The organism is Bordetella sp. FB-8, assembly GCF_000382185.1.
In the GTDB taxonomy this organism is placed as follows: Bacteria; Pseudomonadota; Gammaproteobacteria; order Burkholderiales; family Burkholderiaceae_B; genus Bordetella.
In genome coordinates this window covers 2147997-2163580 of sequence record NZ_KB907784.1, presented here as the reverse complement: position 1 = coordinate 2163580, position 15584 = coordinate 2147997, and the positions used below count along the sequence as shown (strand labels likewise).

The 15584-nt window shown below is 64.2% G+C and carries 17 protein-coding genes and 1 pseudogene; 7 read left to right on the top strand and 11 right to left on the bottom strand.

The annotated features are described in order from the left end of the window. Nucleotides 1-31 precede the first annotated feature (31 nt). The gene (locus tag H143_RS0110385) at nucleotides 32-700 is read left to right on the top strand and encodes a 3-oxoacid CoA-transferase subunit A (RefSeq protein WP_026349920.1); all 669 of its coding nucleotides are present in this window, start codon (nucleotides 32-34) and stop codon (nucleotides 698-700) included. Beyond that, entirely contained in the window at nucleotides 697-1404 is a 708-nt protein-coding gene (locus H143_RS0110380; RefSeq protein ID WP_019938182.1) for a 3-oxoacid CoA-transferase subunit B, read from the top strand. The genes H143_RS0110385 and H143_RS0110380 overlap by 4 nt, the downstream gene beginning before the upstream one ends. Nucleotides 1405-1412: 8 nt before the next feature. Here the strand turns inward: H143_RS0110380 and H143_RS20405 are convergent, their stop codons facing one another. The 7 genes from H143_RS20405 to H143_RS22440 all read right to left on the bottom strand — a co-directional run bounded on the left by H143_RS20405 (nucleotide 1413) and on the right by H143_RS22440 (nucleotide 8726). Continuing rightward, nucleotides 1413-2228 carry a hypothetical protein gene (locus H143_RS20405; protein WP_019938181.1) on the bottom strand — a complete coding sequence of 272 codons (816 nt, stop codon included), beginning with the start codon at nucleotides 2226-2228 and terminating at the stop codon, nucleotides 1413-1415. Between the two features lie 30 nt (nucleotides 2229-2258). After that, the gene (locus H143_RS0110370) at nucleotides 2259-3806 is read right to left on the bottom strand and encodes a SpoVR family protein (RefSeq protein ID WP_019938180.1); all 1548 of its coding nucleotides are present in this window, start codon (nucleotides 3804-3806) and stop codon (nucleotides 2259-2261) included. After that, entirely contained in the window at nucleotides 3803-5068 is a 1266-nt protein-coding gene (locus H143_RS0110365; RefSeq protein ID WP_019938179.1) for a YeaH/YhbH family protein, read from the bottom strand. Before H143_RS0110365 ends, H143_RS0110370 begins: the two co-directional genes overlap by 4 nt. A 15-nt stretch (nucleotides 5069-5083) precedes the next feature. Continuing rightward, a complete protein-coding gene (locus H143_RS0110360; protein WP_019938178.1) occupies nucleotides 5084-7009 on the bottom strand; it encodes a PrkA family serine protein kinase in 1926 nt (641 codons plus the stop codon). A gap of 275 nt (nucleotides 7010-7284) precedes the next feature. Then, nucleotides 7285-7710 carry an NAD(P)-dependent oxidoreductase gene (locus H143_RS0110355; RefSeq protein ID WP_019938177.1) on the bottom strand — a complete coding sequence of 142 codons (426 nt, stop codon included), beginning with the start codon at nucleotides 7708-7710 and terminating at the stop codon, nucleotides 7285-7287. A gap of 45 nt (nucleotides 7711-7755) precedes the next feature. Next, entirely contained in the window at nucleotides 7756-8502 is a 747-nt protein-coding gene (locus tag H143_RS0110350; protein WP_019938176.1) for an SDR family NAD(P)-dependent oxidoreductase, read from the bottom strand. Continuing rightward, a complete protein-coding gene (locus tag H143_RS22440) occupies nucleotides 8499-8726 on the bottom strand; it encodes a hypothetical protein (protein WP_155803370.1) in 228 nt (75 codons plus the stop codon). The genes H143_RS0110350 and H143_RS22440 overlap by 4 nt, the downstream gene beginning before the upstream one ends. Here H143_RS22440 and H143_RS0110340 point away from each other — a divergent pair. Next, complete coding sequence (locus H143_RS0110340) at nucleotides 8716-9594, top strand: alpha/beta fold hydrolase (RefSeq protein ID WP_019938174.1); 879 nt, start codon at nucleotides 8716-8718, stop codon at nucleotides 9592-9594. The two genes, H143_RS22440 and H143_RS0110340, sit on opposite strands and share 11 nt — an antisense overlap. 46 nt (nucleotides 9595-9640) lie before the next feature. On the opposite strand, the gene H143_RS0110335 is transcribed toward H143_RS0110340, so the two are convergent. From H143_RS0110335 to H143_RS0110325, 3 genes are all read right to left on the bottom strand, one after another. After that, nucleotides 9641-10342 (bottom strand): substrate-binding domain-containing protein, encoded by a 702-nt coding sequence (locus H143_RS0110335; protein ID WP_019938173.1) that lies wholly within the window; start codon nucleotides 10340-10342, stop codon nucleotides 9641-9643. Nucleotides 10343-10372: 30 nt separating this feature from the next. Further along, nucleotides 10373-11347 carry a tripartite tricarboxylate transporter substrate binding protein gene (locus tag H143_RS0110330; RefSeq protein WP_019938172.1) on the bottom strand — a complete coding sequence of 325 codons (975 nt, stop codon included), beginning with the start codon at nucleotides 11345-11347 and terminating at the stop codon, nucleotides 10373-10375. Nucleotides 11348-11418: 71 nt separating this feature from the next. Continuing rightward, entirely contained in the window at nucleotides 11419-12297 is an 879-nt protein-coding gene (locus H143_RS0110325; protein WP_019938171.1) for a fumarylacetoacetate hydrolase family protein, read from the bottom strand. A gap of 156 nt (nucleotides 12298-12453) precedes the next feature. On the opposite strand from H143_RS0110325, the gene H143_RS0110320 reads away from it, so the two are divergent. Continuing rightward, nucleotides 12454-13173 carry a FadR/GntR family transcriptional regulator gene (locus H143_RS0110320; protein WP_019938170.1) on the top strand — a complete coding sequence of 240 codons (720 nt, stop codon included), beginning with the start codon at nucleotides 12454-12456 and terminating at the stop codon, nucleotides 13171-13173. Nucleotides 13174-13200: 27 nt separating this feature from the next. Here the strand turns inward: H143_RS0110320 and H143_RS22670 are convergent, their stop codons facing one another. Beyond that, nucleotides 13201-13404: a hypothetical protein gene (locus H143_RS22670; protein WP_019938169.1), complete on the bottom strand. Its 204-nt coding sequence runs from the start codon at nucleotides 13402-13404 to the stop codon at nucleotides 13201-13203. Between the two features lie 21 nt (nucleotides 13405-13425). Here H143_RS22670 and H143_RS22045 point away from each other — a divergent pair. From H143_RS22045 to bluB, 3 genes and pseudogenes are all read left to right on the top strand, one after another. Beyond that, a pseudogene (locus tag H143_RS22045) lies at nucleotides 13426-13697 on the top strand (MFS transporter); the annotation flags it as partial. Between the two features lie 417 nt (nucleotides 13698-14114). Continuing rightward, entirely contained in the window at nucleotides 14115-14858 is a 744-nt protein-coding gene (locus tag H143_RS22965) for a hypothetical protein (protein ID WP_019938167.1), read from the top strand. A gap of 14 nt (nucleotides 14859-14872) precedes the next feature. Then, a complete protein-coding gene (gene bluB, locus H143_RS0110300) occupies nucleotides 14873-15526 on the top strand; it encodes a 5,6-dimethylbenzimidazole synthase (protein ID WP_019938166.1) in 654 nt (217 codons plus the stop codon). Nucleotides 15527-15584 lie beyond the last annotated feature (58 nt).

Genomic DNA, 15584 nt, shown 5'->3' with positions numbered 1-15584 from the left:
CGCTCCGCAAGAAAACCAGGGAACCGTTGCGGTGATAAACAAAATACAGCCCTCGATCATGCAGGCGCTGCACGTCATACCCGACGGCGCCTCGATCCTGGTGGGCGGGTTCGGCGAAGCCGGCATTCCCTTCGCGCTGCTGCATGCGTTGCGCGACCTGGGGCGGCGCGAGCTGACGATCATCAGCAACAACAGCGGCACCGAGCAGGTGGGCATCGCCGCGCTGATCGTGGCCGGGCTGGTGCGCAAGATCATCTGCTCGCATCCGCGCCCGCCCAAGTCGGAAGTCTTCGCCGCCGCCTACCGCGCCGGCCAGGTCGAACTGGAAGTGGTGCCCCAGGGCACCCTGGCCGAGCGGTTGCGCGCCGCGGGTGCCGGGTTGGGGCCGTTCTTCACGCCCACCGGCTACGGCACGCTGCTGGCCCAAGGCAAGGAAACACGCACGGTCGACGGCGTGAACTACGTGCTCGAGCACCCGCTGCACGGCGACTTCGCGCTGGTCAAGGCCGACCTGGGAGACCGCATGGGCAACCTCACCTATCGCTGGGCCGCGCGCAACTTCAACCCCGTGATGTGCATGGCGGCGCGCCACACCATCGCCCAGGTCGAGCGTGTGGTCCCGTTGGGAGAGCTCGCGCCCGAGCACGTGATGACGCCGGGAATCTTCGTTCAAACCGTGGTACCCGTGGGACAAGAATGACCATCGCGACGAACGCCCTGCGCCTGACGCGCCAACAGATCGCCCAGCGCGTGGCGCACGACATCCCCGATGGTTCGGTGGTCAACCTGGGCATCGGCATCCCCACCCTGGTATCGGACTACCTGCCCGCGGACCGCGAGATCCTGATGCACAGCGAGAACGGCATCCTGGGCATGGGACCGCTGGCTGCCGAAGGCGAAGGCGACCCCGACCTCATCAATGCCAGTCGCCAGCGCATCACGCTGATGCCGGGCGCATCGATCTGCGAGCACACGGTCTCGTTCGCCATGATGCGCGGCGGCAAGCTCGACTACACGGTGCTGGGCGGCTTTCAAGTGGCGGCCAACGGCGACCTGGCCAACTGGATCACCGATGCGCCCGATGCGATTCCGGCCGTGGGCGGCGCCATGGACCTGGCCGTGGGCGCGCGACGGGTCTACGTGACCATGGAGCACGTCACGCGCGAGGGGGCGCCCAGACTGCTGGAAAAATGCGCCTATCCCTTGACCGGCCTGGCCTGCGTCGACCGGATCTACACCGACCTGGCCGTGATCGATATCGGCAATCACGGGTTCGAGGTCTACGCCATTGCACAAGGCTTGCCGCTGGATCGATTGCAAGCGTTGACGGGCGCCAAACTGCACACGCCCAAATCGCCCAGGATTCTCAGGCTGGATGCCGAGGGGCTGGTGCAATACGCCTAGCGCGCCGCTCAGCGCGAAAACAAAAAGCGCGACAGCGGCCTTGCCGCCCAGCTTGCCGCAGACAGCACGCCGCGCTGCACCCCCGCTGGAAGACCCAGCGGCTTGATCATCATTTTCACGCTCATATCGACAGGCAGGTTGCGCATTACCATTTCGCTGACCCGCCCGATCTGGCGTGCGCTGATTTCCGAATCGCCGGCGCGCTCGGGATAGCGCGCAGCCATTACATGGCGCATGGCAATCTCCTCGTCTTCGTTGCGGATTTCGAGCGAACGGCGCAGGAGCGTGCGCAACACGTCGTAGCGGCCGAGCCGCTCGGTCTGGTTGTACTTCTTGAAGTACTGATAGAAGACCTTGTAGTGGTGCACTTCGTCCGCGTGAATGCAGCTGGCAAGCTTGACCAGGACAGGCTCTTTCGAGCACTGGCCTATCGCGCTGTACAGGCTGGACGTGCCGGTTTCGATCACGCACCGCGCCACCAGTTCGCGTGCCCGCGTCTTTTCGAGCTGTTCGCGCGAACAGGTCTTGGAATACTCGTGGAAAAAACCGTCAAAAGACGCATTCCAGTCGAAATCTGGCCACACAACGCCGACGTATGCCTTCAGGGAACGGCCATGCTGCAACTCTTCGGCTTCCCAGTCGTTGCGCAGCCAGGCGCACAATTCTTCATCGCCATCGAAGAAATCGACCAGCGTGTGCGAATACAGGTCCGACCCGCTTTCGACGAAAGAGGCCGCACACAACAGCAACATCAGATCTTCGCTGGCCGTCGCGCGTTGAACGTCTATACCCGAGAAGTCAATATCCTCGACACGCCATCGCATGGCATTGCTCCACGACATTAAAACGCATGCTCAAGGGTCTACCTGCCGATACGACAGCACCGTCCCGTCGGGCAGGACCTCTTCCAAACGCACCCGGAAACCCCACAGCCGCCCCAGGTGCTTCATGACCTGGTCAGCCTCGTCTTCGGCCAGCGGCCGGCCGCGGACTTGCTGGTAGCGCAGGAGCAGGGAACGATCCGAGTCCCGGTAATAACGTGAGACCTGGATGTCCGGCAACTGGTTGTCACGATCGTATTGTGACGCCAGAAGGCGCCGGATGTCACGATAGCCTTCGTCGTCGTGGATGGCAGCCACTTCGAGCTTGGGATTGGCTTGCCTGTCGGAGATGGCAAAGAAGTGGAATTCGCGGATAAGCCTGGGCGAGAGGTACTGCGCGATGAAGGACTCGTCCTTGAAGTTGCGCATCGCAAAATCCAGCGTGGCGATCCAGTCGCCTCCGGCAATGTCCGGAAACCATTTTTTGTCTTCGGCAGTCGGCGCCTCGCAGATGCGCCGGATGTCCGACATCATGGCGTAGCCCAGCGCGTAAGGGTTCAGGCCGCCGTAGCCGCGTTCATCGAAGCCGCGCTGGCTGATCACGCTGGTATGGCTTTGCAGGAACTCCATCATGAAGCCGTCGGTAACCTGACCGTCCCGGTGCAGGCGGTTGAGCAGGGTGTAATGCCAGAAAGTGGCCCAGCCTTCGTTCATGACCTTGGTCTGCGACTGGGGATAGAAATACTGGGCGATCTTGCGCACGATGCGCACCAGCTCGCGCTGCCAGGGTTCGAGCTTGGGCGCGTGCTTCTCGATGAAATAGAGCAGGTTCTCCTCGGGTTCCGGCGGAAACACCGGCCGCCTGCCGGCCGGCGCGTCGTCCGCGACCGGCACGGGCACCGTACGCCACAGATCGTTGTACTGCAGCCGGGCATGCTCCTCGCGCTCGGCCTGGCGTCTGGACTCCTCGCGGTACGAGACCGGCGCCGGCCGCTTGTAGCGGTCCACGCCCTGCAGGCTGAGCGCATGGCAGGAATCGAGCACGGCCTCGACGGCCTCGAAGCCGTAACGGTCTTCGCAATCCATCACGTATTTGCGCGCGAAAACCAGGTAGTCCAGGATGCCGTCGGCATCGGTCCACTGGCGGAACAGATAATTGCCCTTGAAGAAGGAGTTGTGCCCGTAGCAGGCATGGGCGATGACCAGGGCCTGCATGGCCATGGAATTCTCTTCCATCAGGTAGGCGATGCAGGGGTTGGAGTTGATGACGATCTCGTAGGCCAGCCCCTGCATGCCCTTGCGGTAGAACTGTTCGTTGCGGATGAACTCCTTGCCGTACGACCAGTGCGGATAGCCGATGGGCAGGCCGCCCGAGGCATAGGCATCGATCATTTGCTCGGAGGTGATGATCTCGATCTGGTTGGGATAGGTATCCAGCCCGTAGGCCTGGGCCGTCCTGGCGATGACCTCGTCATAGCGCTGGATCAGTTCGAAGGTCCACTCAGAACCGGTGGATATGGGATGGCTGGAATGTTCCAAGGCCTGGATCTGGGCGCTGACGCCATTGAGGAGGGTTTTCATGACTGATCGGCCTCCTTCCTGAAAAGCTCGTGGAAAACCGGAAATATCTCGCCGCGCTCGTGGATGCGACGCATGGCGAAGTTCGACGCGGCTTGCTGCTCGTATTCGGCCCACAGGCTGCTTTTGCGCGCCTCGGACGAATCGGGCACTTCGATATAGGCGAAGTAGCGCGCGGCCGGCAGCAGGTTCTCGGCGAGAAAGCGCGCGCTTTTGCCGGCATCGGCGCCGAAGGAATCGCCGTCGCTGGCCTGCGCGGCGTAGATGTTCCAGTCCGCCGGCGGATAACGATCGACCATGATCTGACGCATGAGTTCCAGCGCCGACAGCACGATGGTGCCCCCGCTCTTGGTGTCGTAGAAGAAAGTCTGTTCGTCGACTTCCTCCGCATTGTCGGTGTGGCGGATGAAGACCAGGTCAACATGCTCGTACTTGCGCGACAGGAACATATACAGCAGCGTGAAGAACCGCTTGGCCAGGTCCTTTTTGCTCTCATCCATGGAGCCCGACACGTCCATGAGGCAGAACATGACGGCGCGCGCCACCGGACTGGAGACGCAAACGCGGTGGCGATAGCGCAGGTCGAGATCGTCCAGGAAGGGCACTCGGGCCACGCGGCCCGCCCATTGATCGACCTCGGCCCGCAGGGCGTCCAGTTCCTCCTGCGGCGCATCCCGGGCCAGGGCTTCTTCCAGCCGGGCCTGGACCCGCTCCAGCTCGCTGCGCGCGCTCATGCCCAGCGCCACGCGGCGCGACAGCGATGCCTTGAGCGTGCGGCCTATGCTCAGCTGGCTTGGCGTCCCGGTCGTGGTGTAGCCCGCGCGCTGCCATTTGGTTTCCGACACATCGCCCAGCTGGGTGCGCGCCAGATGCGGCAGCTCCAGATCGTCGAAGAACAGGCTGAGGAACTCGGCGCGCGACAAGCTGAAGGTGAACTGGTCCACCGACTCGCCCTCGCCGGCTTGCGAGCCATCGCCCTGGCCGCCACCCTGAGGACGATCCAGCTGATCGCCCTTGGCGAATTCCTTGTTGCCGGGAAGCACGGTCTCGCGATCGCCGCCCCGGTCGACCCGGAAATGCGGCTCGGAGATGTCGCGCACGGGCAGCTTGACCTCGCCGCCCTGCTCCATGTCTTCGATGGAACGATCGCGGATCATGTCGCCGACCGCCTTGCGGATCTGCTGCTTGTAGCGACGCAGGAACCGTTCGCGGTTGGCCGCGCTTTTATTGCGGCCGTTCAGGCGTCTGTCTATGAGCGAATTCATGGCGCACCCCGCTCATCAAGAGGACTTCCTCACACGCAAATACCATTCGCACAGCAGCCTGACCTGCTTCTCGGTATAGCCCTTGCTGACCATGCGATCCACGAAACTCTGGTGCTTGTTCTTGTCGTCGGCCGATGCCTTGGCGTTGAACGAAATCACGGGAAGCAGGTCTTCGGTATTGGAGAACATCTTCTTCTCGATCACCTCGCGCAGCTTCTCGTAGCTGGTCCAGGCCGGGTTGCGGCCGGCGTTGTTGGCGCGGGCGCGCAGCACGAAATTGACGATTTCGTTGCGGAAATCCTTGGGATTGGCGATACCCGCGGGCTTCTCGATCTTCTCCAGCTCGTCGTTGAGCGCGCCGCGGTCAAAGCTCTCGCCGGTCTCCGGGTCGCGGAACTCCTCGTCCTGGATCCAGCAGTCGGCGAACGTGACATAGCGGTCGAAAATGTTCTGCCCGTACTCGGAATACGACTCCAGATAGGCCGTCTGGATTTCCTTGCCGATGAACTCCGCATAGCGCGGCGCCAGATAGCCCTTGATGAATTCGAGGTAGCGTCGGCGCACTTCTTCCTGCAGATCGTCGCGGACGATGCGCTGCTCGAGCACATACATCAGGTGCACGGGGTTGGCCGCCACCTCGATCTGGTCGTAGTTAAAGACCGAGGAGAGAATCTTGTAGGCAAAGCGCGTGGACACGCCCGTCATACCTTCGTCGATGCCCGCGTATTCCTTGTATTCCTGAAACGCCTTGGCCTTGGGGTCCACATCCTTGAGCGATTCGCCGTCGTAGACCCGCATCTTGGAATAGATACTCGAATTCTCAGGCTCCTTCAGGCGCGTCAGGACCGAGAACTGCGCCATCATATCGAGCGTTCCCGGCGCGCAAGGCGCGTTGAACAGCGAGCTATTGCGCAGCAGTTTCTCGTAGATATGCACCTCCTCGGTCACCTGCAGGCAGTAAGGCACCTTGGCGATGTAGATGCGGTCGAGGAAGGCCTCGTTGTGCTTGTTGTTGCGGAAGGTCTGCCATTCAGCCTCGTTCGAGTGCGCCAGGATCATGCCGTTGAACGGAATGGCCGAGAACCCCTCGGTACCCTTGAAATTGCCCTCCTGCGTCGCGGTCAGCAGCGGATGCAGCATCTTGATGGGCGCCTTGAACATCTCGACGAATTCGAGCAAGCCCTGGTTTGCCAGGCACAGGCCGCCTGAATAGCTGTAGGCGTCGGGATCGTCCTGCGAGTAGCGGTCCAGCATGCGGATGTCGACTTTGCCCACCAGCGAGGAAATATCCTGATTGTTCTCGTCACCCGGCTCGGTCTTGGCGATGGCCACCTGGCGCAGCACCGACGGCAAGAGCTTGACCACGCGGAACTGCGCGACGTCGCCGTCGAATTCCCTCAGGCGCTTGACGGCCCAGGGCGACATGATGCCGGTCAGGCAGCGCGTGGGTATGCCGTATTCGGCCAGCAGCTGCTGGCCGAATATATCGGGATTGAACAGACCCAACGGCGACTCATTGACCGGCGAACCCTTGAGTGCGTAGATGGGATAGCGTTCCATCAATGCCTTCAGGCGTTCGGCGATGGACGACTTGCCTCCACCCACGGGACCCAACAAATACAGAATCTGCTTGCGCTCCTCCAGGCCCTGCGAGGCATGCTTGAAGAAGGCCACGATTTGCTCGATGACCTCTTCCATGCCGTAGAACTCGCGAAACGCCGGATAGCGCTTCATGAGCCGGTTGGAAAACAGGCGCGAAAGGCGCTGGTCGTTGCGGGTATCGACTAATTCCGGCTCGCCGATAGCGGCCAGCATGCGCTCTGCGGGGCTGGCGTAGATCATCGGGTCCCGCCTGGCCAGATCCAGGAATTCATCGAGCGAGAACTCGGCTTGCTGATCGCGGGCGTATTGCGATTTGAACCCTTCGAGGATGCTGCTCATGGCCCATCTCCTGCGGATCTCATGCGTCCTAAATGCAGGACGCTTCTGTCATTGTGTGCTTCGGACAAATGCGATGCCAGAGATTCCTGCTTTTTCTTTTACACAGGATATAGGCTTGTTGGCGAAAGCACACACAATAGAAAGGATATGAAACCCTATATTGGCTTAGGCCCCATTCTTTGAAAACAGTTCCATCAATGCGGAAAAATACAGGGCCGCACTTACGCCTGTTAATGCGTTACTTGAAATACATCGAAGCGCTTTTCCGGTGCATTTCATGCACGCGATCGCTCATCGATCGCCTGGATGACAGCGGCCATGTCTTCTTCGCCCAGGTCCATGGCCTGGGTCGCGCCATAGAGCGCAAGGCATACCTCTATCAGCGGCGTGGCGATTGCAGCCTGCCGGTCGGCGTCCGTGGCCAAGCGTTTGTTCTTGGGCACGTCGGAAATGCCCGCTTGCCGCGTGAAGTCGCGCCGCACCAACTTGGTGAGTTTCACGCGCGATACATTGCTGACCAGGGAACCGGCATCGAGAATGGCGGCGCGCGGCGGTGCGAGCGCGGCTTGCCCGGCCTGCCGAAGCTCGGGTTGCGCGTGGTCGCGGGCAGCGGACTGTCCGCCGCGGCGGCCGATTTTGCGGACGTACTCGCAACCGTTGCGAGCTAACGATTGGCGGGAAGGCGGTGGCCTCGCGGCCACCGCGCGTAGAGCGCTTGAGAGCCGTCCTGCCGCCCCCGGGCCTCTTCAGGTGAGGTTCAAGCCGCCGTCGCAGAGCAGAATCTCTCCGGTCAGGTAATCGGAGTCGACCAGCATGGCGACGGCCTGCGCGATGTCTTCGGGTTTAGCCGAACGGCGCATGGGCGATTTTTCCTGCCAGAGCTGCTGCGCTTGCGTCCAGTCCGACGTGAGGGGCGTATCCACCAGTCCGGGAGCGACGGCATTGACACGTATGTCCGGCGCGAGCGCAAGCGCGAGCAGGCGCGTCACATGATTCAAGGCCGCCTTGGTCGCCGCATAGGGGATCGACGCGCCTTTGGGCCGCACGCCCGCATGCGAACTCACGTTGACCACGCTGCCGGGCCGGCCTCGGGCCGCAGCCTCGCGCAGCGCGGCCTGCGCCTCGGTCGCCAGCCGGAAAGGAGCGACCACATTGACCTCGTAAAGCGCATGCCAGATGTCGGGAGTGGCCGCCGCCAGGTCCGCATGGGCAATGACGCGGCTGATGCCGGCGTTGTTGACCAGCACATCCAGCCGCCCCCAATGGGCCGCCGCCTCGCGCACGAGCCGCACGCGCTGGGCGTCGTCGGCCAGATCGGCTTGCACATAGGCAGCCGCCCCCAGCTCGCGGGCCAGGGCCCGGCCCGCGTCGGCCGAACTGCGCGAATGCAGGACGACGGCGTAGCCGTCCGCCGCAAGCCGCCGCGCGATCGCGGCGCCTATGCCTGAAGTTGAGCCGGTGATCAGCGCCACGGGCAGCGAATCGGATTTCATTTCAGAAGGTCTCCCTGGAAGTCGGCCAGGTCGCGCAGCCCGACCGATAGCCGGTGGCGCGCCGCCGGCGCAATCTGGTCCGGATCGGTCGATCCGACCATCGCATCGCGGCCATGCCTTGTCGATGCCTCGAACCAGCTACTGATTTTGTTTTCGGAAAAATCGTCATTGGCATCTTCTATTAGACTGCATGCAGTCAAAAAGGAGATGGCGATGTTCGACAACTACGCGGACGCATCGGCAACCGTGGATGGAGTGCGCATCAATGCAGTCAAGGGCGGGTGCGGCCCGGCGCTGCTGCTGCTGCACGGCCATCCGCAAACCCATGCGATCTGGCACAAGGTCGCGCCCGAGCTCGCCCGGCATTTCACCGTGGTCGCCGCCGATCTGCGCGGCTACGGCGACAGCGGCAAGCCGCAAGGCGCCGGCGATCATTCCAATTATTCCAAACGCCGCATGGCGCTGGACCAGGTCGAACTCATGCGCCGGCACGGCTACGATTCGTTCGCCCTGATCGGGCACGACCGGGGCGGGCGCGTCGCGGCGCGCATGGCGATCGATCATCCCGATGCCGTGACGCGGCTGGTGACGCTGGACGTCGCCCCCACCGTCGCGATGTACGAGCAGACCTCGTTCGATTTCGCGCACGCCTATTGGCATTGGTTCTTTCTGGTGCGGCCGGCGCCGTTCCCCGAAACGCTGATCCGCGCCGATCCCGACCTGTATCTCAAGCAGACCATCGGCGCGCGCAGCGCGGGACTCAAGCCGTTCACGCCCGAGGCCTACGCCGAGTATCTGCGCTGCCTGTCCGACCCGGCCACGGCGCACGGCATCTGCGAGGACTATCGCGCCTCGATCACCATCGACCTGGAACACGACCGCGACGACCTGGCCGCAGGCAGGCGGATCGCCTGCCCGTTTCTCGCGCTGTGGGGCGCGGACGGGGTGGTCGGGAAATGCTTCGATCCCCTGGCCGAGTGGCGCAAGTGGAGCGCGGGCGTGCAAGGCAGCGCATTGCCCTGCGGCCATTACATCCCGGAAGAAGCGCCGCAGTTGCTGCTGGCGCGCGTGCTGCCCTTTTTGCAGCGTTAAGCGACGAACGCCCGGCGCGGATTTGCCGGGCGCACTTGCCGGCACGCTACGAATCGAGCTTGAAACCCGAATGCTGGCGCAGCCGGCGCGATGCATCCCCGCTCAAGGCCTGCACAAAACGGCACGCAAGCTCGGGATGCCGCGCCTGGGTGCATACAGCGGCGGTGTATACGGTGTCCAGGCCGTAGCCCGGCGGCAGTTCACCCACCAGCTTCACGCCTGGCGTATAAAGAATTTCCGTGACCTGAGTACAGCCCATCAGGCCGCCGCCTGTCGCGGCGGCCAGCTCGCGCATGGCCGTCGCGCCATTCGGGTACTCGCGCACGCGACCGCGCATGACCTGGGTAAGTTCCAGGCGCTCCAGCACGTTCGCCACATGGATGCCCGCGCTGGACTTGCCCAGATGCGGAACATAAAGGCCCCGCGCGGCCGACAGCGCGGCGCGCAAGGCGTCGGCCTCGCCGATGGCCACGGCCGGATCGCCGGCTCTTACGGCCACGCCGGTCGCAACGCTTCCCAGATCCCTGGCGCTGCCCGCGACGACGTAGCCTTGCTGTTCCAGCGCCGTGATCAGCGAGGCCGAGAGGATCAGGACATCGCAGGGTTCGCCGGACAACAGCTTGTCGCGCATCAGCCCCACCGCCCCAAAGGTAGCGGACACGGCGCAGCCCTGCTGCGCTTCGAAATCGCCCTGCAGACCGCTCGCCACAGCCTTGGCGGCGCCGCCGCTGAAAAGTACCAGTTCCATTGCTACTCCGTTGTAAGCGGTGAACGCGGATCAGTTCACGGAGATATGCGCGGCATCGACGATTTCATGCCACTTGACGATATCCTGCCGCAGAAAGCGGGTGAACTCGGCGGGCGACATGCGCAGGGGCGTCACGCCGCTCCTGGCCCAGGCCGTGCGTATGTCTTGGCGCTGCGTGATCTCGCCGATTTCGTGATTGAGCTTGTCCACGACGGCCTTGGGCGTCCCCTTGGGCGCAAGCAGCCCCAGCCACAGCGTGGCGGTATAGCCGGGCAATCCGGCCTGCGCCATGGTGGGCACATCGGGCAGCACAACCGAGCGCGTCTTGCTGGTCACGCCCAGCGCACGCACCTTGCCGCTGGCAACCAGCGGACTCATGGTGCTGACCGCGTCGAACATCATGTCCACCTGTCCGCTCAACAGGTCGGTGCGAGCCTGGTCGCTGCCCTTGTAGGGAATGTGCACGATGTTCAATCCAGCCATGTGCTTGAAGAGCTCGCCCGCCATGTTGTACGGAGTGCCGGTGCCGGACGAGGCGTAGTTCAGCTTGCCGGGTTCGGCTTTGGCCAGCCGGATCAAGTCGGCCAGGCTATGCACGGGCAACGTGGCGCGCACGGCCAGCACCAGTGGCGCTTCGTTGATGGGCGTGATGGGAACGAAGTCGCGCATCAACTTGTAAGGCCGCCGCTTGAGCAACGATTCGTTGACGGTCTGCGTATTCGAGATCACCAGCAGGGTGTAGCCGTCCGGCGCAGCCTTGGCGGCATATTGCGTTCCGATCACGGCGCCCGCGCCCGGCTTGTCCTCGACGATGAAGGACTGCCCCGTCGCCTTGCCCAGTTCCTGCGCCAGGATCCGCGCATAGACGTCGGCCGATCCGCCGGCCGCAAAAGGCACGACGATCGTGACGGGGTGATCGGGATAGCTCGCACGCGCCAGCGCCGGTGACGGCGCCAGTGCCAGGCCGATCAGGCCCGCCAGCGCTGCAAAGAGGGTTCCACGCATGATTTTTGTCTCCTCGTTCTTGCCATTGTTTTTTTGCCGGCGCGGCGCCCGCGCAGTGCGAACGCCGCGGATCAGGCCACCGTGTTCTCCAGCGCGCCCAGACCCTGAATCTCGATGCGGATGACGTCGCCCGAACGCACGAAGCGCGGGGGCGAGAAACCGATGCCCACCCCGGCCGGCGTGCCCGTGGCGATGATGTCGCCGGGCAGCAAGGTGATGCCGGCTGAAATCGTCTCGATCAGCGTGGGAATGTCGAAGATCAGCTGCGAGGTATTGGCGCTCTGGCGCAGTTCGCCGTTGACCCAGCATTTCACGTCCAGGCTGCGGGCGTCGACCTCGTCGGCCGTCGTCACATAAGGCCCCATGGGGCAGAAGCCATCGAGCGACTTGCCCAGGAACCACTGGCGATGCAGTTTCTGCAAGTCCCTGGCCGTAAAGTCGTTGACAATGGTGTAGCCAAACACATGATCGAACGCCTCGGCCTTCTTGATGCCCCGTCCGGGCTTGCCGATGACCACCGCCAGCTCGGCCTCGTAATCCAGCTGGGAGGTCACCGATTCGTGGGCGGGTATGAACGCGCCCGGCCCGATGACCGATGTATAGGCCTTGGTGAACACCACCGGCGCCTCGGGCGCGAGTTCGCCGGCCTTGGCGCTGCTGTCGAAGCCCGATTTGCTGAATTCGGCGGCATGCTCATGGTAGTTCTTGCCCACGCACATGATGTTGCGCCGAGGACGGTCTATGGGCGCCAGCACCTGAGCGCTGGACAGCGGCCTGCCCGGGCCGGAAATCTCGAGGGCTCCCGGCTGCCGGGCGTGATCGGCGATCAGATCGACCAGATCGCCGGCAAAGCCCGGGATCAGGTCCGACACGGGCCAGTAACGCCCGCCCTCGGGATCGACCACGGCGATGGCATGCTTGCCGTCGATGGAGAGATTTGCGAATTTCATAGCGCCAGCCTATTGTGATTTAACAGATCCATTTGGTCCGATTTATATAAAATCCGAGCAATTTATAGAACCAATTGGATAAAATATCAACCAAATAGAACCAATTAAATAACCAATTGGTACCGTTTATACTAGCCCTCAACGCAGGAGTTCATTGTGGAAGACACCGACGCGCAAGCGCATGCCGGACGCACGGCCTTGAGGTCCACGGGCGCGCGGGCGCTCTCGACCTATTTGAATCACGCCATGTCCGCCGGACAGTTGCGCGCCGGCGCGAGACTGCCTCCCGAGCGCGAGTTGAGCCAGCGCTTTCAGACCTCGCGCGGCACCGTGCGGCGCGTGCTGGCGCAATTCCGTGAACGCGGGCTGATCACGCAGGCTGCGGGCAGCGGCACTTTCGTGCTCGACAGCGCCGACGGGCTCCTCAGCCCCGATCAGCCCGGCTGGCTGGACATGCACGTCAGCCCGGCCGAGCTCATGGAAGCGCGCAGGCTGATCGAGCCGCTGATGCCCATCCTGATCGCGCGCCACGCGACGGCGGCCGATTTCGCCGCCATGCAGGCCTGTCTGGACCGCTCGGAAACGGCGCAAACCATCGAGGACTTCGAGCACTGGGACGGCGAGCTGCACAAGGTATTTGCCGTGGCGACCCACAATGCCCTTTTCGTGCAGAACCTGGAACTGATCAACCACGCCCGCGAGCAAGGCGAATGGGGCCGGCTCAAGCGCAATTCGCTCACGCCGCAGCGGCGCCAGGAGTACGAACGCCAGCACCAGGCCATCGTGACCGCGCTGCGCGACCGCGATGCCGCCCAGGCCGGCGCGTTGCTGTCGCAGCACCTGGAACAGGTGCAGCGCAATCTGTTCGGCGACTGATCCGTGCGCGCGGCGCTGCCGCCGCCCTCAACCGCCCTGCCGGTCAAGGCCCAGCGTGCGGGCCAGCGCATCGCGCATCAGCGCCACCGGACGCACCAGTCGCCCGGGCAACAGGCCATGCACCAGCCAGATGCTCAGCACATTGCGAAAGTCCGTCACCTCGATGGGCTGCAAGGCGTCGCGGTGCGCGCTGGCCTGCAGCATCTCGGGCACGGCCAGCCCGATGCCCATGCCCCGCGCCACCCGCGACAGCTGCAGTGCTGCGCCGCATTTCTCGGCATTGCCGCGCTCGCGCGGTCAGGCTGGCTGCTCCTGGCATCGCTCGCGCTCGCGGGCGCGACTTCCAGCGTGATCCAGATGCTCGTGCCCATGGCGGCGTCCATGGCGCCGAAGCATCGCCGCGGGCGGTCGGCAACGTGATGAGCGGGCTGATGGTGGGGATCCTGCTGTCGCGTCCGCTTGCCAGCCTGATCGCCGGATCGCTGGGCTGGCGCGCGTTCTTCGGCATCGAGGCCTGCGCGGACGCCTGAACGCGCTTTTCGTGGGGATTTTCTTCATCGGCGGCGCGATTGGCGCGGCACTGTCGGGCGCGGCCTGGCCATGGGCAGGGTGGAACGGCGTTTGCGCGGTCATGATGGGATTTGTGATCGCCGCAGTGCTGTTCGGGGCTTGGATCGCTACACCCGCGCCCAAGGCCGGCCGTAGGGCCTCTGGCAACACCCAAAGAAACCACGCCCTGGCCGGCGCAGGCCACGCGCAGGCGCCACCTCTACGCAGGAACGCACAGCGGCTTTTGCCGCCGGGCCCAAACCCGGCGATGTCTTTGCGCGGCAGATCGGCAGGACCCATCTATACTTGGCCGGGCATAGCACGTACCCCGGTCATGGCGTTCCCAAGGCGATATTCGCCAGCGCACATGGCGCCGACGCCTCGATGCGGCAATGAACCTATCGTCGATATATAAGCGCAGCGCAATACGCGCGTATCTGGGCTGCGCCCTGATCCTCACCCTGGCGGCTTGCGCAGGCACGTCGCCCGGCGCGCCGCTCCCGCCCTTGGCCGTCTCCGGCACGGGCCCCTGTTGCGGCGCACTCGCGCCCAAGGCGGAGAAGCTGCTGGCCATCCTGGACGCCTCCAAGGTGGAAACCCTGTGGCAGCCCGGCCATCTCGTCGACTGGAAGAGCGGCGCCTCCAGAGGCCTGGCCCGCTCCGCCGGGGACACGCACTGCTCGGCCTTCGCGGCGGCGATGGGCCTGCGGGCGGGCGTCTACCTGCTCAGGCCGCCCCGGCACTCGACCCGGCTCCTGGCCACGGCCCAGGCCTTGTGGCTGGACTCGCGCGCAGCCCATGACGCGGGCTGGCGGCGGGTGCGCGATGCCGCCCAGGCCCAGGCCCGCGCCAACGCGGGCGATTTCGTGGTGGCATCCTTTCCCTCCCCCGATCCGGACAAGCCCGGCCATATCGCGATCGTGCGCCCCTCGGCCGGGCGTACCTTGGCGGACATACGCCGATACGGCGTGCGGATGACGCAGGCCGGAGGCCACAACAGGCTGCGCACCACCGAGAAATCCGGCTTCGGCAATCACCCCGGGGCATTTCCCGACGCGATCGAATTTTTTGCGCACGACCTGCCCGAATCGATTCTGCGTGTCGGCGATCCCGCGGTGGGCCTGGCCGGCAACTGAGGCACAAGTCCCGCATGACGCACTCCTTCGACGAAGCCGACCGGGCCGCGGTCTACCGCGCCATCCATGAGCGGCGCGATATGCGCCATTTCGTATCGGCGCCGGTGGATCCCGCCGCCCTGAGCCGCCTGATCGAGGCCGCGCACCACGCGCCCAGCGTGGGCTATATGCAGCCCTGGCGCATCCTGCGCATCAGCGATCCGGCGCTGCGCGCAACGCTGCATGCCGCGGTGGAGCGCGAGCGGCTGAAAACCGCCGAAGCATTGGGCGAGCGCGGCGAGCAGTTCATGCGCCTGAAGGTCGAAGGCATGCGCCAGTGCGCCGAAATTCTGGTCGTGGGCCTGATGGACGGCCGCGACGGCCACGTCTTCGGGCGGCGCACCATGCCGCAGATGGATCTGGCCTCGGTCGCCTGCGCAATACAGAACATGTGGCTGGCCGCTCGCACGGAAGGCCTGGGCATGGGCTGGGTGTCGATCTTCGACCCTGAGGAAGTGCGTGCGATTCTGCGCATGCCGGTGGGCGCGCAACCGGTTGCGATCCTGTGCCTCGGGCATGTCGAGCAGTTCTACGAAGCGCCGATGCTGGAGATCGAGGGCTGGGCCGCGCGCAGGCCGCTGCGCGACTGTGTATTCGATAACTATTGGCCGGCGGCCGGCAGTTCGTGACCTTCGCGCCGCGGCGCGGCGCCGGGATCCTGCACTGGGTCCGCGCCTGCCCTGAGCA